Annotated in this window: 17 protein-coding genes, 1 pseudogene and 1 other annotated feature; of the genes and pseudogenes, 13 read left to right on the top strand and 5 right to left on the bottom strand. The window is 24.8% G+C overall.

Translation table 11 applies throughout. The annotated features are described in order from the left end of the window. Positions 1–292: 292 nt before the first annotated feature. From NG901_RS05440 to clpB, 5 genes and pseudogenes are all read left to right on the top strand, one after another. Positions 293–469 carry a YtxH domain-containing protein gene (locus NG901_RS05440; protein ID WP_252212733.1) on the top strand — a complete coding sequence of 59 codons (177 nt, stop codon included), beginning with the start codon at positions 293–295 and terminating at the stop codon, positions 467–469. A 276-nt stretch (positions 470–745) separates the two neighbouring features. Beyond that, positions 746–2,044 (top strand): helix-turn-helix domain-containing protein, encoded by a 1,299-nt coding sequence (locus NG901_RS05435; protein WP_252212732.1) that lies wholly within the window; start codon positions 746–748, stop codon positions 2,042–2,044. 50 nt (positions 2,045–2,094) lie between these two features. After that, positions 2,095–3,359: pseudogene (locus NG901_RS05430) on the top strand (transcriptional regulator). A 175-nt stretch (positions 3,360–3,534) separates the two neighbouring features. Next, on the top strand, positions 3,535–4,068 hold the full coding sequence (locus NG901_RS05425) for a DNRLRE domain-containing protein (protein WP_252212730.1): 534 nt from the start codon (positions 3,535–3,537) through the stop codon (positions 4,066–4,068). Between the two features lie 152 nt (positions 4,069–4,220). After that, positions 4,221–6,827, top strand: coding sequence for an ATP-dependent chaperone ClpB (clpB, locus tag NG901_RS05420; RefSeq protein ID WP_252212729.1), 2,607 nt, complete (start codon positions 4,221–4,223; stop codon positions 6,825–6,827). A gap of 391 nt (positions 6,828–7,218) precedes the next feature. Here the strand turns inward: clpB and NG901_RS05415 are convergent, their stop codons facing one another. From NG901_RS05415 to NG901_RS05405, 3 genes are all read right to left on the bottom strand, one after another. Beyond that, a complete protein-coding gene (locus tag NG901_RS05415) occupies positions 7,219–7,401 on the bottom strand; it encodes an alpha/beta-type small acid-soluble spore protein (protein ID WP_012423416.1) in 183 nt (60 codons plus the stop codon). Positions 7,402–7,583: 182 nt separating this feature from the next. Further along, entirely contained in the window at positions 7,584–8,552 is a 969-nt protein-coding gene (locus tag NG901_RS05410; protein WP_252212728.1) for a P1 family peptidase, read from the bottom strand. Positions 8,553–8,767: 215 nt separating this feature from the next. Continuing rightward, entirely contained in the window at positions 8,768–9,364 is a 597-nt protein-coding gene (locus NG901_RS05405; RefSeq protein WP_252212727.1) for an ECF transporter S component, read from the bottom strand. A gap of 402 nt (positions 9,365–9,766) precedes the next feature. Here NG901_RS05405 and NG901_RS05400 point away from each other — a divergent pair, with 402 nt between their 5' ends. The 4 genes from NG901_RS05400 (at position 9,767) to NG901_RS05385 (ending at position 13,906) form a co-directional block, all read left to right on the top strand. Next, entirely contained in the window at positions 9,767–10,633 is an 867-nt protein-coding gene (locus NG901_RS05400; RefSeq protein ID WP_252212726.1) for a tRNA 2-thiocytidine biosynthesis TtcA family protein, read from the top strand. Positions 10,634–10,802: 169 nt separating this feature from the next. Continuing rightward, entirely contained in the window at positions 10,803–10,997 is a 195-nt protein-coding gene (locus tag NG901_RS05395; RefSeq protein ID WP_252212725.1) for a DUF4250 domain-containing protein, read from the top strand. A gap of 190 nt (positions 10,998–11,187) precedes the next feature. Beyond that, positions 11,188–12,942 (top strand): putative bifunctional diguanylate cyclase/phosphodiesterase, encoded by a 1,755-nt coding sequence (locus NG901_RS05390; protein WP_252212724.1) that lies wholly within the window; start codon positions 11,188–11,190, stop codon positions 12,940–12,942. Between the two features lie 44 nt (positions 12,943–12,986). Further along, positions 12,987–13,225 (top strand) — a binding site (T-box leader). Between the two features lie 162 nt (positions 13,226–13,387). After that, positions 13,388–13,906 (top strand): tryptophan transporter, encoded by a 519-nt coding sequence (locus NG901_RS05385; RefSeq protein WP_252212723.1) that lies wholly within the window; start codon positions 13,388–13,390, stop codon positions 13,904–13,906. 91 nt (positions 13,907–13,997) lie between these two features. Here NG901_RS05385 and NG901_RS05380 read toward each other — a convergent pair whose 3' ends face one another. After that, positions 13,998–14,714 carry a polysaccharide deacetylase family protein gene (locus tag NG901_RS05380; protein WP_252212722.1) on the bottom strand — a complete coding sequence of 239 codons (717 nt, stop codon included), beginning with the start codon at positions 14,712–14,714 and terminating at the stop codon, positions 13,998–14,000. 335 nt (positions 14,715–15,049) lie between these two features. Here NG901_RS05380 and NG901_RS05375 point away from each other — a divergent pair, with 335 nt between their 5' ends. From NG901_RS05375 to dut, 3 genes are all read left to right on the top strand, one after another. After that, positions 15,050–20,317, top strand: coding sequence for a diguanylate cyclase (locus NG901_RS05375; RefSeq protein ID WP_252212721.1), 5,268 nt, complete (start codon positions 15,050–15,052; stop codon positions 20,315–20,317). Positions 20,318–20,440: 123 nt separating this feature from the next. Continuing rightward, positions 20,441–21,181, top strand: a complete 741-nt coding sequence (locus NG901_RS05370; RefSeq protein WP_252212720.1) for a prealbumin-like fold domain-containing protein — start codon at positions 20,441–20,443, stop codon at positions 21,179–21,181. 138 nt (positions 21,182–21,319) lie between these two features. Then, complete coding sequence (gene dut / locus NG901_RS05365; protein WP_252212719.1) at positions 21,320–21,760, top strand: dUTP diphosphatase; 441 nt, start codon at positions 21,320–21,322, stop codon at positions 21,758–21,760. A 117-nt stretch (positions 21,761–21,877) separates the two neighbouring features. On the opposite strand, the gene NG901_RS05360 is transcribed toward dut, so the two are convergent. Next, on the bottom strand, positions 21,878–23,803 hold the full coding sequence (locus tag NG901_RS05360; protein ID WP_252212718.1) for an ABC-F family ATP-binding cassette domain-containing protein: 1,926 nt from the start codon (positions 23,801–23,803) through the stop codon (positions 21,878–21,880). Between the two features lie 107 nt (positions 23,804–23,910). Between NG901_RS05360 and NG901_RS05355 the strand changes: the two genes are divergently transcribed. Further along, positions 23,911–24,525, top strand: a complete 615-nt coding sequence (locus NG901_RS05355; protein WP_252212717.1) for a TetR/AcrR family transcriptional regulator — start codon at positions 23,911–23,913, stop codon at positions 24,523–24,525. The last annotated feature ends 92 nt before the right edge of the window (positions 24,526–24,617 follow it).

Here is a 24,617-nt window from a genome sequence, read left to right as displayed (position 1 = left end):
ATATTAAAAGGAAACTCGACTTCGCTGAGTAAGTTCGAAAAGCTAAATATAAAATTTAGATTCTCACTTAACAATTCTCAAAGTCCAATTACAATGCCACTTTACCTATTGCATATATCAACACGCATTTAAAACAGAGCCAAATTATAAAATAAACCAATAATTTCTTGGAGTAAATTTTAAAAAAATACATAACTTATTTATAGAACAATTAATATAATAAAATGGCTATGTTTTAAATATATAAACATTATACTAAAACATAGCAAAAAAAATGTAAGAGGTGTTTATTATGGGAAAATTTACTAAGGGAATTGTTGCAGGAGCATTAATTAGTACAGCTGTAGGAATGGCATTTATGCCTAATTTAGATCGCAGAACTCAAAAGAAAATGAGAAGAGTTGGAACAAAAATGAGAAATATGGCTGAAGATACATATGATAATATGATGAATTGTTGTATGAAATAAAAATATGTTTATCAAAAAGACAAGAAAAAATAAATGTTTTTTCTTGTCTTTTTATTTTTGTAGCATATTTTATAATGAAATTTTTAAATATTATTTATATTATTAAAAGTTAAATAAAAAAATATATTAAATATAATGTAATTACATCAATATTGCATAAAAATGTAAAAGATACATAAATAATAGAAAAATAATAATAATTTGGTGTAGTTTATTGTGATTTTATGGTATAATTATTAATATAATAATTCTTGGTATAGAAAAGAGTTGAAAAATGTGGAAATCCTGTCATTGGGTGAAAAAATAAAGACGAGACGAAAAGAATTAAATATGACATTAAAAGATTTAGCAAAGAATAGGATAACTCCTGGTCAAATAAGTTTAATTGAATCAGGAAGATCAAATCCATCAATGGATTTGCTTGAATACTTAGCAGCAACATTAAATATAAGTATTGAACATCTTATGGAGTCGGAAGAAAGTCAAGCCGAAAAAATAAGCATCTATTATGAACAAGTTGCAGAATCATATATATTATTAGAAATTTATGACATTGCACAAAAATACATAGAAAATGCTTTATATTATTCAGAAAAATATAATTTAGAATATAGAAAAGCAAGATTATTATTTATAACAGCACAAATATATGTTTATAAAAAAGATTTTCAAATGGCACAAAAGTTTTTCTTATCTTCTAATGTTATATTTATTAAAAATAATAATTATGAAGAAATAATTAAAACGTTTTTAAACTTAGCCAAAATAACAATAAATTTAAGAGCATATCATTCTGCTAGTAGTTATTTAAGACAAGCAGAAAAAGTATATTTAGATAATAACATAGAGGATGACTTTTTATTAGGAGAAATATACTATAATATGGCACGAACTTATTTTAATATAGAAGATTTAGATAAAGCATTAGAATATTCAAATGTTGCCAAGAAGAAATTAGAAAGAACTTATAGTGATAAAGGTTATGCCAAAACACTGCTTGTTTTAGCTGAAGAATTCAATAAACGAGGAGATTTATTGAAAGCTACTGCATATTCTAAAAAAGCATTAGAAGTCTATAGAAAAATAGAACACAAAAAGAGTGTAGTAGAAATTGAACATAACTTAGGTAAATTATTTTATGAATTAGATAATTTAGAAGAGTCGTTTAAGCATTATGAAATATCTAAAAAGGTAATTAATCAAAATGAATTTGAAAATGAAGTAGATGTTTTAATAGACATATGTAAATCACATCTAAAACTTAAAAATATAGAAGAATGCAGAAAAATAGTAGAACAAATGGATAAAGTTATAGACCCAAATGATTTTAGTAGATTAATAGAATGTAAATTAATACAATATATAATTTTTAATATATCAGAAGAATATGAAAATGCTGAAAAAATGATCATGGAAGCATATGCTAAAGCTAAAGAAAGCAAAGATTTATTAAAAGCAGGCGAAATAGCTATGAAAATAGGTAAGCATTTTATGGATAAAAAAGATGAAAATAGAGCAAGTAATTATTTAAATGAAGGAATTAAATTTTTTGAAGAGTTAGGATTAATAAAATAAAATTAATTCATATTATATAATGAATCAATAAATATAAATGGGTGATGTAAGTGGAAATATTATCTACAGGGGAAAAAATAAAAAGGGCTAGAATTTTTAAAGGTATTACATTAAAAGACTTATGTGGAACTAAAATTTCAATTTCTAAAATGAGTTGTATAGAAAATGGAAAAGTTAAGGCTGATAAAGAACTATTAGAATATATATCAGAGAAAATAGGAATTGAACTAAATTATTTAATACAAGATGTATATGATCAAATATTAAATAACTTAGAATTAATAAAAAAGACATTGTCTTCGGATTCAGAGTGTGAAAATAAGCTGAAATATAATTTAGAATATGCTTTGAAATATAAATATAATGATTTAGCTTTTGAATTAATACATATACTATTTACTTATTATGTTGAACAAAGTAAAGTTGAAAATATTCAATTAATAGTTTCTCAATATTATGATTTGTATCAAAAAAATAATAATGTTGAAAATACATTAGTATATTTTAAAGATATGGCTAGATACTTATATGAAAATAAAGAGTATTTAGAATCAATAGCTTATTATAATAAATTAAGAGAAATTTTAAATCAAGAAAATAAAAAAATAGATCGGGAAGAGTACTGCTTAATCTTATATAATGAAGCTATTTGTTATCAAAGATTAAATAAATATGAAGAAGCATATGAACTTTTATCAATAGTAATTAAAGATATTGATAAAATAAATAGTGACTTAAATAAGGGAAAAATATATCATGCATATGCGACTTTGTGTATTAAGTTAAATAAAGATTATGCTGAAGACTTTAAAATTAAAGCTTTTGAATATCAAAAACATAATCCTATAAATTTAGCATTATCTAGAGGTGATTATGGTAAATATTATTTTCAAATAAATGATAGAGAGAAAGCCATAAAAGAAATAGAAGAGGGAATAAAGACATTCCCACATCATAATAAAGAAAAATATGTAGAGTTTTTAAATTCTTGTACTAAAATTTTAGTAAAGAATTCAGAATTTGAAATTGCATCTAAAATAGCAGATGAATCTTTAAATATTGCAATTTCTACTGATAATATATCTTTATTAAAGAAATCATATTATTTAAAGGGTACAATACTTCAGAAATTAGGAGATTATGTACAAGCTGAAAAATATATGAATATAGCATTAGATGCTTTATTTAAATCAGGTACTAAAGAAGAACGTAAGGAAAGATATATAGATATGGGAAATATGTATTATAAACTAGGATCTGTATCTGATTCGTTAAAATATTTTAATTTAGCTTTTTTGTGGATAAAAGAATATAAAAAAATTAAGGGGTATCTTTCACTGCCGTTAAATATTAAGCTAAATTTAACACACTTATGTTAAATAACATAAATGTGTTATTTTTACATATATAATAATTTTGATAATGTGAATTAAAAGTTAAATATCTTCATAGATATAGATTAAGAAAGATAATTTTAAAGGAGCGGTTTAATGAAATTTATTTCTGTTTACCCTTCATCTATATCTGTGATTAGTAGAAGATTTAATGAAGAAAATTTTTATGAAAATAAGTATTTACCAGTAGGAAATGTAGTAGGAACTGATGGTAACGTTTTTAGGACACTAATGATGTTTGATATAAAGGATAAAATATTAAACACCTATAAGATAAAATCTGCAACATTGAATTTATGTGTAGAAAAAAATATATATAATTTTAGACAGGTTTCTGGAAATAAAGTTTTCTTAAATAATAATACTGAAGAATATAATCCTTTAGCAGTTAATTGGAATAACGCACCTAGTTATGAATACACAGGTAATTTCTTAATTATTGAAGGAAATAAAGATGAGCATTTTCTAAGTGTAGATGTTTCTGAAATGGTAAACAAGTGGTTTAATTATTATGAAGAAAATTTTGGATTAACATTAACAGGAATGGAAGATGTAGAGAATTGTATAAGTATATTTTCTTATTCCAGAAATAGAAATAAGCCTTATTTATCATTGGAAGTTGAGGCGTAAAAAAATAATGTCATTAAAAAGTTCTATTAAAAATCCAATTTAATAGAACTTTTTTTATTTTTTAAATATACTTTGACTTTCTTTGACCTTTGTATTATTATATATTTAAAGAAGAAAATATATAGTGAAAATAAATAGGGGAGGCAAGAAGAATGAATATAGAAAAAATGACATTAAGAGTACAACAAGCTTTAAGTGATGCCAATATTATAGCAGTTAAATATAATCACCAACAAATAGATGTAATTCATGTTTTTTCTGCTCTGGTTAATCAAGAAGATGGTTTAGTACCTAATATTTTTACTAAGATGGGTATTCAAGTAAAATCTTTAAAAGATAATTTAAATAAAATAATTGATTCAATGCCTAAAGTTTTAGGTGAAGGTGCATCAAATTCAGGAGTATATATCACAAGAAAAGTAGATGAAATTTTAATTAAAGCAGAAGAAATATCAAAAAAATTCGAAGATTCTTATATAAGTGTTGAACATTTAATGTTATCTATAATGGATATTGATAAAAATGGAGAAGTGGCTAAATTATTAAATAAATATAACCTTACTAAGGATAAATTTTTAAAAGTTTTATCAGAAGTTAGAGGAAGTCAAAGAGTTGATACTCAAGACCCAGAGGGAACTTATGATGCATTAGCTAAATATGGAACTAATTTAGTAGAGTTAGCTAAAAAGCATAAATTAGATCCTGTTATAGGTAGAGATGAAGAAATAAGAAGAGCTATAAGAATTCTATCAAGAAGAACAAAAAATAATCCTGTTCTTATAGGTGAACCAGGTGTGGGTAAAACAGCAATAGTTGAAGGGCTAGCTGAAAGAATAGTTAGAGGTGATGTACCAGAGGGTCTAAAAGAAAAGATTATATTTTCTTTAGATATGGGATCATTAATAGCAGGGGCCAAATATAGAGGTGAATTTGAAGAAAGATTAAAAGCTGTTTTAAAGGAAGTTCAAAATAGTGAAGGTAGAATAATTTTATTTATAGATGAAATTCATACTATTGTTGGTGCAGGTAAAACTGATGGAGCTATGGATGCAGGTAACTTAATTAAGCCATTACTTGCAAGAGGAGAACTTCATTGTATAGGTGCAACAACATTTGATGAATATAGACAATATATTGAAAAAGATAAGGCTCTAGAAAGAAGATTTCAACCAGTAATAATAGAAGAACCTACTGTTGAAGACACAATTTCAATATTAAGAGGATTAAAAGAAAGGTTTGAAATACATCATGGTATAAGAATACATGATTCGGCAATAGTATCAGCTGCAAAATTATCAGATAGATATATTCAAGACAGATATTTACCAGATAAAGCTATTGATTTGATTGATGAAGCAGGTGCCATGATAAGATCAGAAATAGATTCTCTACCAACAGAGTTAGATGTAATAAGAAGAAAAATATTTAAACTTGAAATTGAAAAAGAAGCATTATCAAAAGAAAAAGATGAAGGGTCTAAAAATAGATTAACAGATTTAGAAAAAGAATTAGCTGGATTAAAAGAAGAAAATGATGAGATGACAGCTAAATATGAAAAAGAAAAAGCGCATATAGTTGTTTTAAAAAATATTAAAGAAGAACTAGATGAAGCTAGAGGAGAATTAGAAGCTGCTCAAAGAAATTATGAATACAACAAGGTAGCTGAAATTCAATACAGTAAAATTCCTGCATTAGAAGAAAAGCTTAAAAATGTAGAATTAGAAGTTAAAGAAAATTATGAAGGTGCTCTTTTAAAAGAAGAAGTTACAGAAGAGGAAGTTTCACAAATTTTATCTAAATGGACTGGAATACCTGTAAGTAATATTCTTGAAGGTGAAAGAGAAAAACTTTTAAGATTAGAAGACGAGATGAGCAAAAGAGTAATAGGTCAAGACGAAGCTATTGAGTCTGTTACAAATGCAATTCTTAGAGCTAGAGCAGGGCTTAAAGATATTAATAGACCAATAGGATCATTTATCTTTTTAGGACCAACAGGAGTAGGTAAAACAGAACTTGCAAAAACTTTAGCTAGAAATTTATTTGATTCAGAAGAAAATATTATTCGTATCGATATGTCAGAATACATGGAAAAACATTCAGTATCAAGATTAGTTGGAGCGCCTCCAGGATATGTAGGTTATGATGAAGGCGGACAACTAACAGAATCAGTAAGAAGAAATCCATATAGTGTAGTACTTTTTGATGAAATAGAAAAAGCACATGATGATGTATTTAATATATTCCTTCAAATTTTAGATGATGGTAGATTAACTGATAATAAAGGAAAAACAGTAGATTTTAAAAATACTATAATTATAATGACTTCTAATATAGGTAGTAATTATTTATTAGAGAATAAAAGTGAGAATTATATTGAACCAAGTATAAAAGAAGATGTAATAAATCAATTAAAATTAAGATTTAAACCGGAATTCTTAAATAGAGTTGATGATATAATTATGTTTAAACCACTATCTGAAAATGGAATAAAGAAAATTATAAATATATTTTTAAATGAAGTTAAGAACAGATTAAAAGATAAGAATATAGAACTAGAAGTTACTGATTCAGCTAAATCAATAATGGCTAAAGAAGGATATGACCCAATATACGGGGCAAGACCTCTTAAAAGATATATTCAAAATACTTTAGAAAATAGTCTTGCAAGAATGATAATTAAAGGAGATTTAATTTATGGATCTAAAGTAGTAGTTGATGGAGCCAATGAAGAAATAATATTGAAACCTGTAAATAATTAAGTTTTATTTATTAAAAATATTTTAATAATATAATTCGTGAAGTTAGAATTTCTTATTTAAATTATCTTTACAAACTTTATAATAGGCTCTGTTTTAAATAAGTGTTGATATATGCAATAGGTAAAAGTGGCATTTGTACAATTTTACTTATACATATATCAACACTTTGCTAAAATTAAAACACAGCCTTATAATAATAAAATGTAAAAGGAGATAGAATACTCCTTTTATGTTTAATAAATTATTTTATATATGATTTATTTTAAATGAGAATTTGTTTTATCTGAAAAATTTCAGTTTTTCATAATCCTATATTTAAAATGAAAAGTCATATATTAATTTATTAATATTAGAGTATATCTATCTCCTCTTTTGGTACACAGTCAGAATACTATTTTATGCCAGATTCGTATTGTTGTACCATTCTCTTAACCATTTCTCCACCAACGCTTCCACATTGCTTAGAAGAAAGGTTACCATTGTAATCAGTAAATGGAACACCCATTTCATTTGCTACTTCATTTTTGAATTTTGCTAACCCGTTTTTTGCTTCTGGTACTAATGAATTTGCCATAATATATTCCTCCTTTAATCTAATTATAAAATAATTTTATTTGCTAAGCTTTTCTGCTTTGCAGTATTATTTTGTGCCATATCAAAAAATATACTCTATGTAATGAGAGGAATATTAGTAAAAATTAATTATAAAATCCAAAAAACTACATACGTTAATAAAATTCGATAATAATGTTAAATTTATCTATTTATATCTTGAAAACTAGGTACTCCAAATAATGATTTTGCAGATTTAACACCTCTTAGAATAGCTTCTTGCATTACTTTAGCGCCTATCATCCCAACAGTAGTAACATCAGATTTAACTTTATTTGTTGACATTGTAAATATTGTATCTCCATCAAACATAGTGTGAGCTGGATACATTGTTCTAGCATAGCCATTGTGAGCCATAGAAGCGACTTTATTTGCTTCTGCTTTAGTAAAGTTTGCATTAGTAACAATTATTCCAATAGTGGTATTCCCTTTAAATGGATTAATAGGATTATATAAGCTAGACAATAATAAATTTTCTGTATTTAAAAAATTATTATTTTTGCGATCATATGCACCAGAAATTATATTTAAATTTTGTGGATCAATTACATCACCAAGACAATTGACAGCTACAATTGCACCAACTTCTAAAGGTCCAATTTTAACAGCATATGTACCTAGACCACCTTTCATTGAAAAATCTGGTCCTAAAAACTTTCCTACGGTTGCACCAAATCCAGCACCTATATTACCGTTTATATCATCATAGTATTCTTCTGAATTTAAGCAAGCTTTAATTCCCATTTCTTTATTTGGACGTATTTTAGAATCACCAAATGCTAAATCAAATAAAACTGCTTGACACACTATTGGAACTTTAGCAACAGTTACATCAAAGCCAATATTTTTATTTTCTAAATATTCCATTACACCACTAGAAGCATCCAGGCCAAAAGCACTTCCGCCAGATAGCACAACAGCATGAATTTTATCTACCATTTCCATTGGATTTAATAAATCGGTTTCTCTTGTACCAGGTGAACCGCCACGAACATCAACTCCACCAGTTGCACCATTTTCACAGATGACAACAGAACACCCAGTTCCACCTTCTTTATTTTCAGCATGTCCTAGCTTTATACCATCTATATCACAAAATTTAATTTCTTCCATAAAAAATACCTCCTCTAGATTTTAATTACATGTCCAGCTTTACTTATGCATATGCCGCACCATTATTCCTTCACTGCGTTTGGAAAGGGTGCATGGCTAAAAAAATCCACGGCTCTAAAGTCGCCTTGGCGATTTTGTTCTAATAAACAAAAAAACAATGATAGTAAAAAGATATAGTTATTTTACACCATTGTTTTTTTTATTTAATATTGAAATTAATTATTCCTATTTATTTTTAATATTGTCATTATTACTGGAACTGAAATCAAAGCACTTACAATAGCTTCTATAGAACCATTAAGTGTAATAACACTACCAATTCCTATAGTAGCAGCTTGTCTACTAATTCCTAATGCATGAGCGTATTTTTCTAAATAAATAATATATGTTAAGCCCATAACACCAATTGTATTAGTTAGCGTTCCTAGTATAGCAGCAGTACCAATACTAATACTTTTATTTTTAATTTTATTTTTTAAGAATGTATAAACATAGTATGATACTATCCCAATTAGAACTCTAGGTAATATTGCAATTATAGGATTCCAAAATATAAATGATGTTGGCATTGGAGCTGTAAACGCTTGGTACATTGAAAATAATCCAAACACTCCACCAACTAAAGCACCAACAACAGGTCCTTCAATAATTGCACCTATGATAACAGGTATATGCATGATAGTAGCTTTAACAGGTGGTATTGGAATAAATCCTAATCCTGTTAAGCCTAAAAAAATAGAGATAGCAGATAGCATACCTACCATAGCCATTTTTCTAGTTGAAAATTTTGTTTTTACATTAATTCTTTCCATAAAATGCCTCCGTTCTTATTCCCATATTTAATAAGGATATAATTCAGAAAAATTTAATTATTAGTTTTTCTGTTCAGTTTCTTTATTAAGAATACCGACAATGTAATTTTATCATGTTTCCAAAAATATTCAATAAGAAATTGTTAAAAATTTATCTAAGTTTAAACTTTTACATAAAAATTAAAAGGTTATTAAGAAAATAATCATCAAAATTAGTATAGTTTCATCCTAATAATGCAAAAATTATACTAATTGTAGTAATTTTCATTGTTAATTAAATAATGAATAATGTTAAAAATTTGTTGATTAATTAGTCGATAATTATAAAGGTTTGTAAAAATAATTATTTTTAAATTTATATAAATGATGTTATAATTACTATGAAAAAATGAGGTGTATATTATGAATAGTATAGCAGGTAAAGGTTGTCCGACTATTATACCGGATGAAGAAAAAAAGCCATTAAAAGATATTGAAAGAAGTATAGTAAAAACATATAGAAAACATGTTTGGTCTAAGTTTGTAAAAGCAATTAAGAATTACGAACTTATTCAAGAAGGAGATAAAATTGGAGTAGCCATATCAGGAGGAAAAGATAGTATTCTTATGGCAAAATTATTTCAAGAACTTCAAAAACATGGTCAAATGAATTTTGAAGTAGAATTTATAGCTATGGATCCAGGATATCATCCACATATAAGACAATTGTTATTAGATAACTGTGAATATTTAAATATTCCAATAACTATTTATGAATCAGGAATTTTTGATGTAGTTGATAAAATGGCTAAGGATTACCCATGTTATTTATGCGCTAGAATGAGAAGGGGTTCTCTTTATAATAAAGCTCAAGAGCTTGGATGCAATAAGTTAGCATTAGGACATCATTATAATGATGTTATAGAAACAACTTTATTAAATATATTATATGGTGGTAATTTCAAAACAATGCTACCAAAGCTTAAATCAGCAAATTTTGAAAATTTAGAATTAATAAGACCAATGTATTATATTGAAGAAGAATACATAAAGAAATTTATTAAAAGTACTGGAATTGCTCCGTTAAATTGTGCATGTATGGTAGCAGCAGAAAGAACAGGCAATAAGAGATATGAAATAAAGGATCTAATTGCACAATTAAAACAAAATTTTGATGGTGTAGATAAGTCTATATTTAAATCTGCTGAAAATGTTAGTATGGATTCAATACTAGGATGGCAAAAAGGAAATAAAAAATATTCATTTTTAGATGTATATGACGAAGAATAAATAGAGGTTGTCTTAATTTTGACAACCTTTTTAATATAGATCTGTTTTAGCAGGGTGTTGACATATGCATAAGCAAAGTGGGCGGAGTAATTGAAAGTAATTATATAAAATAATAGAATAAAAAGTATATTATAAATAAAAATAAAATATCTATAAAGGAATGATGAAGATGAATAGAGAAGATGTAATAAGTATGGATGCTAATTTATTGGTTAGTATTATGAATATGAAATTAAGAGATAATTATGATTCATTACAATCACTTTGTTATGATTTGGATTTAAAAGAAGAAGATATAGTACATAGATGTAAAAGCATCGGATATGAATATAATAAATTACATAATCAATTTAAAGCATTTTAGTTAAAAATTAGGTATAATAAAATAAAAAGAGTAGGAGGAAAGAATGATGAACTTAAAAAAATACGGAAAAATTATGGGTGTTCTTGCAGCTACTACAGCTTTAGTTTTATCTTTAGTAAATGATAAAAAAGACAGCAGGGCAGATGATGACAAGTAATTAAAATAATTATTTGATGAGGGAATGTTAATTATGAATATAGAAAAATTAAATTTTAATTACAAGGATTTATTTAATCACTTAGATATTAATGGAATAACTATGTTCTGGAATCCATTAAAGGATGAATTGACATTTGACTATAAAATAGTTGATTTTTTAGAGGATTATGAAATAGACAATAAGAAAATTAATCAATTTTTAAATTATATATATCTAGAAGATTTAAATAAAATAAAAGATATATTCAAAGAAGACTTAAAAAAAATTTATGATTCTAAAAAGCATCTAGTAACTCATTATAGAATAAAAAATAATAATAATATTCTATATTTCATCTTTGTGGGGAAGGTAGTTAAGAAATATGATGGGTATACTTTAATGGGAATACATTATTGTTTTGAAAATTTGGATTCTAATTATTGGATTTCCGAGATAGACCTTTTATATAAAGAATTATCTGAAGAGTATTTCATTAATCAAAAAATAACATCATTAATTGAATGTGATAGAACAACAGAACTTCCTAATTGTTATTATTTTAAACGAACTGTAATGGGATTTTTAAAAGAATGTAAAGAAGAACAAGTTCAATGTGCTATGTTAATGCTTAACTTAGATAATTTTAAATATGTAAACGAATCTTTTGGACATGAATTTGGAGATGTAGCATTAAAAGTAGCTGCTAATAAAATATTATCTTTGGTTTCAGAACGTGATCTAGTATGTAGATATAGTGGAGATACTTTTTTAATATTTATTCCAGACATTATTGATTTAAATGAAATAAGTATTTTATGTAGAAAAATAGTTAAGTCTTTTGATGAATCTATAATAATAGATGAGAAAGAGGTATATGTTAGTGTGAGTATAGGAGCATCTTTGTATCCATATAATGGTGTGGATTTTGATACACTATTAAAAAATTCAGATGCTGCTATGTATGTAGCAAAAGGAAATGGAAAAAATGAATATAATTTTTTTAATGATAAAATATCACTTGAATTAAATAGAGTATATTCATTACAAAAGGGATTAAGATATGCATTAGATAATAAAGAGATATTTATAGTATTTCAACCTAAGGTTACTTTGGATGATTTTTTAGTACGAAGTTTTGAGGCTTTGGTAAGATGGAATAGTAATGATATGGGAGTTGTTAGTCCAGATGAATTTATACCAATAGCAGAAAATACTAAAATGATTATTCCAATTGGAAGTTTTGTATTAGAAGAAGTTTTTAAAAAGGTAAGAATATTAATAAATGAAGGTTACTTAAATTTTAAGATGGCAGTAAATTTATCAGAAATGCAGCTAAGAGAAGATAGTATTGTATTAGATTTAAAGAAATTTATATATAAATATAGAGTTAATCCTAATTATATTCAAGTGGAAATTACTGAAAGTATGCTAATGAAATCATTTGATAAAAATATAAAAATTCTTAATGAAATTAGAGATTTGGGAATAAGTATAGCATTAGATGATTTTGGAACGGGATATTCATCTCTTAATTATTTAACTAAACTTCCTATAGATGCATTAAAAATAGATAGAACTTTTGTGGTTGACTTAGAAAAGAATTCAAAAAATAAGTGCATAATAGAAAATATTATTAATTTATCACATCAATTAGGAATAGAAGTAATAGCAGAAGGCGTAGAATCAAAACAACAAGTAGATTATTTGAAGGGAATTTCTTGTGATGTGGTACAAGGATACTATTATAGTAAGCCAGAAAGATTTGAAAAAATTAAAAATATGATATGCAAAGAAATTTCTAAATAAAATTGACAAATGTGTAAAAAGGGGATAATATATATATTAATAATACAAATCCTAAGAAGAGGGATAGTAATCAGGTGCTAAGTTTAAGAGAGCTGAAGATGGTGAAATTTCAGTACTAATGCTAATGATGAATGGGCCTTTGAGGAGCAATATGAAATCTTTTAGAGAGTAGTTGAGCCGTAAGTCGCACGTTATAGCGAATGAGATATGTTAGTATCAAAAAAAGAGAGGCATTTTTATTTATGCAATTTAGGTGGCAACGCGGATAATATCCGTCCTATATATATTTATATATATAGGACGGTTTTTTTTATTTATTTGAATGTGACTTATAGATACTAGCTACTTAAAAATTAAATTGTATGGGGTGTGGTAGTTATGTTGTGAAAGGAATTGTATTTAAAGACTTTGAATATTAATTGATATAAAAAATGGGGGAATTAAAATGAATACAAAAAGAATGATTACAAATGCAATTTTAATAGCAATAGGAGTAATTTTACATCAACTTACACCAGCACTAGGGTTACCAATGCAACCAGATTTTGCATTAGCTATGTTATTTATAATAATTGTTTATAATAAAGATTATAAAACTACAATAATTTGTGGGCTTATAGTAGGAATATTTACAGCTTTAACTAGCAAAACACCAGGAGGTCAATTGCCTAATATTGCAGATAAATTTATTACATGTAATATTATGTATTTAGTGCTAATTCCTTTAAGAGAAAGGGTTAAAAAGAATATACAAATAATAATATTGCTATCTGTTGGAACTTTAGTGAGTGGAACAATATTTTTAACAGTATTAATGTTGACAGCGGGTTTACCAGGAGGAGCTTCATTTGGGATACTATTTATGGCAGTAGTATTACCGACAACAGCTTTGAATGCATTTGCTGGATATGTAATGTATAAAATAGTTGCAAGAACTGTATCAACAACTAAAGCATATGCTTAAATTATAGTAAATAAAAAAACATCTATATTATTGATTGATTTTTCAATAATATAGATGTTTTTAATTTTGATTTAGTTAAACTTAAAAATTCCTATTTAATAATGTGATATTCTTCAGGAGTATCTTCTGTAATAGCTTTGAATTCATACCCATTATTTTTATAATATTTAATCACTTCTGGTAAAGCTTTAACTGAATTTTTACTAATATATCCGCAATGCATTAATAAAACTACTTGTTCTTTATCACTTCTAGAGTTCTTTATAAATGTACTAGGAGCAGATGAATGGTTAGCACCATCACCACTATCGACATTCCAATCATATATTTTCAAGTTATTTTCATGAAGTAAATCAATCATGGATTTACACAACTTATAACTATTATTGTTACATCCAAATGGAAATCTTAGAATATTAGGTTTTATTCCAACAATAGAATTTATTAATTCTTGAGTTTCTAACATTTCTTTTAAAAAATGTTCATTAGAAGAATATAAATTATTTTTTTTATGAGTCATACTATGCAGACCTAGAGAGTGTCCCTCATCATAAATTCTTTTTACTAAATCTTCTTGACCCTTAACTTGTTCTCCTATTAAAAAAAATGTTGCATGTATTTTTTCTTCCTTTAAAATATCTAGAACATCTTCTGTAACTTTACTGGCTGGTCCATCATCGAAAGTTAAGTATATAACTTTATTAGTTTTCGATTCATCTTCTGCATAAGCTACTTTGCTATTTAAATTAGTTATCAGAATAAATGCTAATAATAAAATAAATAATCTGTTAAATTTGTTAAATTTCATAAAATCACCTTCAATACATATTCACAATAATATTATTTACCTAATATATTAAAAATATTTATATAATATTAAATATATGTTTTTTGTTGAATTGTATTTAGGTAAATGATAAAATTACAGGTATATGGAATATATGTATAAATTTGGTGAGATATATTTGATTTTGCTTATTAGATAAGACTATTTATAGAAGGGAAAGTTCTCATTTTATAAATAGTCTTTTAAGATAAATATAAATAATGTTTATTTCTTATATTCACACATTAAATGAAAAATAAAATTATAAAATTAAATATATAGTTTTATATGTAAAAACAGTAAAGAGGTGAACTTACTTGAAGACTTTAAATAAAAAATATTCTATTAATGGATCTATAGATGTTAATGAAAATTTTTATATATATAAGGTTATCAATATACGTAATAATAAAATATATAATTTATATATTTTTCAAGATAATGTTGAATATGAAAATTGCAGAGAATATTTATTAAGTAAGTTTAAGACAATAAAAAATTTAAACTTTAAAAATGTGGTTAATATATTAGATATAGAAGTAATAAAAAATATAGATGGGATAAATTTAGATAAATTAAACTATGGATATGTAACAGAATATATAGATACGCAAATAGATACTGAAGTTTATTTAAATAAATGTTCATTTAATGAAAAACTAGATATTTTTATGGAATTATGTGCAGCGGTTAATACATTAAATATTAAAGGGTATATATTTGATGACTTAAGCATGAAGGATATAATTATAGTTTCAAATGATGATAATAAAGTAAGCATAAAGATAAAAAATTTATTACAATATGAAATAAGTAAATTTAGAGAAAATAATCTATTAGGAGTGAAATCATTACCTTATCCTTATAACATTGATAAGTTAGAAGATCAATCAAGTCAAAAGGATAATATAAAGGACATATTATATTTGTTTAAAAACTTATTTAATGATGTTGAGTTAAAGAGATATTTTAAAGGAAACAATTCTATAGATAAAATATTATCATTCAATAAAGCTCCTAAAATAACTGATTTTATTAAATGTATAAATAAAAAACTAAATAAGAACTATAGTATATTTATATTTGAAGCATTAGATAAAGTTCAAACAGATTTAGATATAATTGGAATGGAAGATGAGATAAAGAAGATAGAATTAGGATTTAAGCATATATCTGAAAATAAACTTAAATATAAAATAATATGTTTTAAAGGGGAACAAGGCAATGGTAAGACTACAACTTTAAAGGAAATTAAACGAAAGATATCTAGTAAATATATTGGTAATAAGAGAGAAAATTCATACTTAATAATAGATAATATATGTTCTAGCACTAATTTTATTGTTACTATTAAAAATATATACAACAATTTAGATAAATATTTAAAGGATAAATATGGAACGTATTTAGAAAAATTTATAGATATGCTTTTGGAAGATAAAGTAATTAATGATGAAAATACGCTTAAAATTATCAATAGAGTTTGTACTCTTTTACATGAATATACTTTAAATAATATGTTAATTATTTTAATAGATGATATTGAAAAAACTAGTGAAGTATTTAAATTATTCTTTAAATATATGTGCTTATTAAGAAAGAAATTAGAAAATATAATGATTATAATGTCTACTAATGAAGAAGATTTTGATTGTGAAATGATAGAATATATGAAGTTTATTAGATCACTGCCAAATTATGAAGAAGTTGCAGTAAATTATTTTAATAATTATAATACTAGCAAAATGGTAAAGAATATGTTGAATTATCACAAGAGTATAGGTGAACTTTGTATGAAGATATATTCTGAAACCTTAGGAAAGCCACAATTTATTAGCAAAACCATAGAAGAGTTATATAAAGATGGAATTATATATTTATCTAGAGATGATGGAAGATGGAGAAGCAAGATTGATGTAAATAATATTGTTATTCCTAAAGGCGTAGAAAAAATATTAGAAAATAAAATATTAAATTTAAATAATGAAGAACTTGAAATATTGGAAAGGTTATCAATATTTCAAATGCCATTATCTGAAACTTTGATATTTTCATATGTAATTTTAGATAATAAAAGAAAAAATATATATTATAAATTAAAGAAAAATAGATTATTAATTGATAAAATAAGTGATTCTGGGGTTAGAGTAGATTTTTATAATGATTTAGTGAAAAAAATAATTTATTCTAAGATGCCTAAAGAAAAAAGTTTAACAATGCATACTGATTCTTGCTATTTTTTAGAAAAAATATTAAAGAATACCCAAGAATATTTGGATGAATATTTAAATCAACTAGAAAAATCTAATCAAAAAGAAAAATTGATAGAATATAGTTTAAAATGTGGAAAAAAGTTTGATGATTATGGAGATACGTTTAAATCTATATATTATTATAAAAAGGCATTAAGCTGTGCGGAATGCAATGAAAAAACAAGAATTGCAATAAGTATTGGAAAGTTAAATGAAAAAGTAGGAAAAGATAAAGAGGCATATAATTATTTCAATAAAGCGAATATAGATGCTATGAATAATGATCAAAAAGAGCTACAAGCGTATGTACTTCTTAGGATGATAATAATAACTTCAAAAGAATACAAGCCTATAGATTTAACGTATCCATTAAAAGTAGTAAGAAATCTTTTAAATAACATAGATTATTCTAAAGGTGAAGCATATTATTATTATGCACTTGCATTAGTAGCTAAAATAGAGAGCAAAAAAGCTTTATCGGTGAAATATATAGAGAAAGTTTTTGAGATTTGTAAAAATAGCAATATTACAGTAGGGGTATATGCTTGTGCAAAATTATTACTAAGCAGTATATTTATTTCAGAAGGAAAGTATAGTGAAGCTAAAAAGTTATTGAATGAATCTATGAATGTATTTGAAATGGAAAATAATTATGCAGGATTATTAACTACTAAAATAAATTGTGAAGTTATTAATAATGAAATTGGAAAAAATATAGATGATATTTTAAAAAGTCTTATAGATATTAGAAAATTAAGTACTAAATATAAGGTTTATAAAAAAGAAGTTTCAAGTTTAATACACATAGCTAAAATGAACATAGAAATATTCAAATATAATAAAGCTAGTGAAAATTTGCTAATAGCATTAGAAATTGCCAGAGAAAATGGATTGGATAGATATATTCTTAGAATTTGTACTCTACTATGTTGGGTATATTGTAGATTAGGAAAAACAAAATTAGCATCTAATTACTATGAATTAATTTCTGAGTTGAAAAAAGGAATACAAGTATCAGAATTAGATATGCTTACTATTAAATCTACAGAAGCCTTGTATAATTGTAGAATATATAATTTTAAACATGCATTTAAAGAATTAAGTGCAATTAATAAAATAATAAATGATTACAAAGGGACGGAGTTTAGTAAAATAAAGAGCCAATACTACCAATTATGCATTATTAATTGTAAAAATGAAAATGACGTAAAAAGAACTTTTCAATTATTAAAGGATGAATTGATTAGTTTAACAAATCCTGTTACTAAAGAAGGAATGTTAATAGGCAGTGTAGTAAGTATATTATTTTTAGGATATAAAGAATTAGCAAGAGAATTATTTCTTAATATAAAAGAATGCCCAAAGGAATATGATAATCAATTAGGATATATTTTTTTAGCATTATACTTATCAAAAGATAATGATTATAATAATTTAATTAAGGATGCTTTAAAAGTAATTAAGTTTAGTAGAAATCAAGAAGTAAAAGCAATGGTATATTGCTCAATAGCTGAAAAATATAAAAGTAAAGGATTTCAAGAGCTGGCAATAAATTATTATTATGAATCTATTAATATATTCATAAATATAATAAATTCATTACCTGAAAAATATAAGATACAATATATTAATAATAGTATGTTTTTAGTTGTTTATAATAAATTTAGAAAAATATTAGTGGAAAACATGGGGATAAAACTAAATTTAAATAAACTAAATTGTATAGATGTTGATTTTAAAATAAATGAATTATTAGATGAATTAAAAATTAGTAAATTGTTATTAAACAAAGAATTTTTTTATATTATGCAAAAGCACTATAGTAATTATTATTGCAATTTTGAAAGTAATATATATGAAATACTAAGTAATTTTTCAAATAATATAGTAAAAAATTTAGAAAATTTATTAAAATATATTGCAAGAATAACACTATCAGATAAGGCATTACTTACAATTGAAAATAATTTTGGAGAAAATGAAGTTATATGTGAATATAGAATAGAAGATAAAAAAGAAATTTTAAAATATTTTTCATTAAAAGTAAATCCTAACAAAGAAATAGTGATTATATCTAATGATTGTAATAATAAAAGTAAAATGAATTACGAAATGCTTAGAGATGGAATTCAAGCATGTATGTATATAAAGTTTAGAAATAAAAGAAAATTTATTACTAACAATGAATGTATTAATGGAAAACTTATTTTAATATCAAATAATGCTATAAATAATATAAATTCTAATTCAAAAATTAAGGTTAAAAATTTAATGCCTTTTGTAATGTTTTTATTAGATCAATATAAGTTAATGATAAGTTCTACATTGGATAAACTTACAGGAGTGTATAATAGAAAATATCTTGAAAAAGCTTTTTGTGATTTAATAGATGACTCTTATTCAAAAGGAAAGGAATTTTCATTAATTATTTTTGATATAGATGATTTTAAAGGAGTAAATGACAGATATGGTCATCAAACAGGAGATGAAGTTTTAATAAAACTAACACAGGAAGTTAAAAAATGCTTATCTAAAGAAGATGTATTTGTAAGATATGGAGGAGAAGAATTTATTATACTTTTACCTGAAAAAAGTGAAGAGGATGCATATTTGTTTTCAGAAAGAATAAGAAATAAAGTTGAGTGTGCTAAGATTTTAGGTGAAAAAAGAAAAGTGACTATTAGTTTAGGAATATCAGTTTATTTAAAACATTCTTCAAATTCAGAAGATTTAATAAAAATGGCGGATCAAGCATTATATACATCTAAAGCTCAAGGAAAAAATAAAACAACTATATGGAATGATAATATAGAAGTATTAAGTAATAATATAAATATATCTAAGGGTATATTACCATTTAAGTATAATAACGATAATAAGTTAGTTCCACTAATAAAAGATATACTTGAATTATTAACCAATAAAAGTAGTAAAGAAGATAAAATATATAAATTTCTTTCAAAGATAATTCAAATAACTGGTTCGGAATTTGCTACAGCATTTATTGTAAAGAATAAGAAAATAGCAAAGATTTATAACGAGAAAATTAAAGAAGATAAAATTAATGATAGAGAAAAGCTTAATATGACTTTAATAGAGGAAGCTATTAATAATGCTAAGGGGTATTATTTAATTGATTGGGATAACTCATATGTAGATAAATGTTTTGGAATACATGATTGGAAATCACTGTGTATAACACCAATAATATATAATGGAGAAGTAATAGGAATTATATATGTCTCTATTTCAGTGAATAAGAGGGAATATACACAAGAGGACTTATCTTTAATAAATTATTTAGGTCAACTTATGATACCATTGTTTTGTTAGTATAAGAACAATAATTATTTAATAAGTAAATTTCTTAAAATCTAAATATCCGAAGTCATTAGCACATAAAATATTTTTGAATCATATTCTAGTATTGTATAGAAATAAGAAAGGAAAGTTTTTATGGCTAATGATACGAATAACATGCATATAAATTTATCAGCGTCAGGTGAAAAAATAAAGTATTATGAATCTGATGATGATATATGTATATTTGAAATTTCAGATGAAGATCCTGATTTTTCTAATATAGATATGGATTGTGATTTAGTAGAAGAGAAAAATCATACAGTGAAAGGTAATTACAATTTTACAGGAGATAACGAGGATTTACTAAAAATTAATTATGATTTAACAGAAGATGAAATGGATTCAATAAAAAACAATTATAATTCTCAAGAAAATGATTACGAGTTAACAGAAAACAACAATATTGATAGTAGAAATTTTTCTTATGAAAATTGTGAGTCGGATATACAAAAACATGATACATTAAATGATTCAGAACTTAATGGATTTAGTTATTACAATAATCAATGTCCAAAAGTCAGAGGAGAAATAGTAGTTATATCATCTATAAACTGTGGCGGTAAAAATGAATATTTAGAGGGTGCTAAAATAAATTTGTATAAGCTTAATGGTGTATGTCCAGTATTTATTGAATCTTGTTTAACTAATAAACAAGGAAAAGTAGTATTTGAGAATTTACCAGAAGGATGTTATAGAATAATAGAGATTGTTAATAAAAATTATTTTGAAAAACCTAAGTATGTTAATTGGAATGAAGTAAATATAAATAGAGAAAATACTAATGCTAAAATTTTAGTTATGAATAATTTAAAAAAGAATTGTAGATATAGATAATTTCTATATTTTAAAAGATTGATAAGATTGTTTAACTTATCAATCTTTTGCTATTTATATAATTATATTTTATAATCATATAAGCAAAGACAATCCGTATAGCTTATGCTACACGAGATATTTTAAGTAGGTGATTATATGGAAAGGTACATATTAAAAATAAAGAAAATTAATGAAAAAGCAATAGTGCCTAATTATGCTCATGAGGGAGATGCAGGATTAGATTTATATTCAGTAGAGAAATTATTATTAGAACCAGGAGAGAGGGGCTTAATTCATACAGGAATACAAATAGAGCTTCCTACAAATACAGAGGCTCAAATTAGACCAAGAAGTGGATTAGCATTAAAACATGGAATTACTACTTTAAATTCACCAGGAACTATAGATGAAGGTTATAGAGGTGAAATTGGTGTTATTTTGATAAACCATAGCAAAGAAAGTTTTAAAATAGAAGAGGGCATGAAAATTGCTCAAATGGTTATAAAACCTGTACTTAATGTTCAAATAGAAGAAGTTAATGAATTAAGTGGTTCTGAAAGAAAAGCAAATGGATTTGGATCTTCAGGATTAAGATAGTATAGTAACTACAGCCTTAGAAGGCTGTAGTTACTATATCATTTCTGAAATATATAGTTTTAAGAAATCTATGTTTTAATATGTTTTGGTATATGCATATTTAAAACATAGTCCTTTTTAGTTTGATTCATTTAATTCTTCCCATTGTGCATAAAGTTCTTCAATTAAGCTTTCTTTGGCTTTAATCTCTTTATTAACTCTCTCACTTTCAGATGGAACTGAGTAAATTTCTTCTTTACACAATTCTTCCTGAAGCATTAATAAATCTTCTTCATTTTTATTTATAGTTTCTTCAAGAGATTTTATTTTATTTTGAAGGGCCTTGGCCTCTTTATCTAAAGCCTTTTTTTTCTTTTTTTCTGTATTTAATTGAGTCTTTGTTTTTGATGAATCCTGTTCATCATAATTTTCAAATCTCAAAGGATTTTTTTTCTTTTCTGTATAATAGCTATAATTACCTAAATAATTTATAACTCCATTTTCAGTTAGTTCTAATATTCTATTTATAACTTTATTTAAAAAGTATCTATCATGAGATATTACTAGTAATGAACCATCATAGCTTAAAATAGCATCTTCTAGGGCTTCTCTAGATGGTATGTCTAAGTGGTTAGTAGGTTCATCTAATAATAATAAATTAGCTTTAGATAACATAAGTTTTAATAAATTAATTCTACACTTTTCTCCACCGCTTAGTTTATCAATTTTCTTAAAAACATCATCTCCAGTAAACAAAAAAGAAGCGAGAACATTTCTAATTTGTGTAGTAGTTAATTCAGGAAAGTCGTCCCAAAGCTCATCTATTATTGTTTTATCAAGATTAAGATTTGATTGTTCTTGATCATAATACCCAATATTAACATTTGCACCTAAAACTTTAACGCCACTATCACTTTTCACTTTATCCATTATTATGTTAAATAAAGTTGTTTTACCTCGACCATTTTCACCTATTAAAGCAATTTTTTCTCCACGTTTTAAATCAATAGAAAGATTAGAAAATAATTTTTTTTCTCCATAAGATTTAGATAGATCTTCAATATGTAATACATCAAATCCACTTTTTACAGAGGTTTCAAAGTTTATTTTAGAAGCAGATTTTTCAACATCAGGAGCATTCAATAAGTCAATTCTATCAAGAGCTTTTTCTCTACTTTCAGCAGCCTTAATACTCTTTTCTCTATTGAATGATCTGAATTTTTCTATAATAGCTTCTTGTCTTTTAATTTCAGCTTGTTGAAGATTATAAGCTTTTAATTTACTTTCATAATCTTTTTCTTTTAATTCTAAGTATTTAGTATATGACGCATTATAGCAATTAACATGACCATTTATAACTTGAAAAGTTATATTAGTAACAGAATCTAAGAAATATCTATCATGTGAGATTATAAGAACAGTTCCTTTGTAGCTTTTTAAGTATTCTTCAAGCCATTCAATTGCATCCAAATCTAAATGATTAGTAGGTTCATCTAGTAGCAATATATCAGGTTTTAAAAGCAATAGCTTACATAAAGCTACTCTAGTCTTCTGTCCACCACTAAGTGTTGAAATAACTTTATCAAAATCATTTTCATTAAATCCTAAACCTTTAACTATACGAGATATTTCACCCTTATATGTATATCCACCTCTGTTTTCATATAAATCTTGAGCAGTCGTATAGTCTTTTATTATTTTTTCGTGATAAGCAGCATTTTTCTCGTCATAAGGTTCACCCATTTTTATTTGTAAATTAGAAATTTTATTTTCTAGTTGTATAAGCTCATTAAATACTGTCAACATTTCATCATAAAGAGTAAATTCAGAATTTAAGTTTAAATGTTGAGATAAATAGCCTATAGATTTATTTTTATCTATATAAATATCACCTGTATCTTGAAGGATTTCTTTAGAAAGTATTTTGAATAGAGTAGATTTACCTTCTCCATTTGATCCAATTATACCAACCTTATCTCCATCATTAACAGAAAAAGTTACTTCCTTTAGAATATCATCTATTCCATAACTTTTACTTATATCTTTACAACTTAAGACAATCATTATTTATCCTCCAATGTTTTATTGTTATAATTAAATGTATATTATATAATTATACTATTTTATAATAGGTATATCAATTTAAGGAATAATCTTTGGAGGAATTATAAATGAACTTATATGACGAAAAGATTGATAAGGTTAGTGCAAAGAAGCAATTGAAGGAAAAGCAGTTATTTGATTCAGCATATGAACTGTTTTTAACACAAGGAATTGAGAAGACTTCTATAAGTGATATTGTAAATAAAGCTGGAATAGCAAAAGGTACATTTTATTTATATTTTAATGATAAACATGATCTTTTAAATAAACTTATATTAAAAAAGAGCAACAAGTTATTAAAAGAGGCTATGAATGAGACCACTAATGAAAAAATAGATGATTTTTCAGAAAGAGTTTTATTTTTTATAGATTATATAATAGAAAATTTAAAACATAATAAGTTACTTCTTAAAATTATAAATAAAAATATTTCTTGGGGATTATATAGAAAAAATATATTAAAACCAGAGGAATATTACAATGTAAATAAAGTGGTAGATAGTTTTATAAAAAATCTAGTTAATTCTGGCATGTCAAAAGAAGAAGCTGAAATGACTTTGTTTATGATAATAGAATTGGTAGGAAGTGTATGCTTTACAACGATAATATTTAAAGAACCTACTGATATAGATACTATCAAGCCTATTTTATTTAAGAAAATTTTAGCTATGATAAAGGTTTAAAAGTTAAGCTCCATTTAGCTTTGCTTATGCATATATTAAAACTTTGCTAAAACAGAACCTAAATTTAAAATACCTATCTTAAAATATAGATT

This window comes from Clostridium sp. CMCC3677 (assembly GCF_023845585.1).
Taxonomy (GTDB): domain Bacteria; phylum Bacillota; class Clostridia; order Clostridiales; family Clostridiaceae; genus Clostridium; species Clostridium aquiflavi.
The sequence above is the reverse complement of the archived record's forward strand: the minus strand, read 5'-3'. Positions and strand labels throughout refer to the sequence as shown.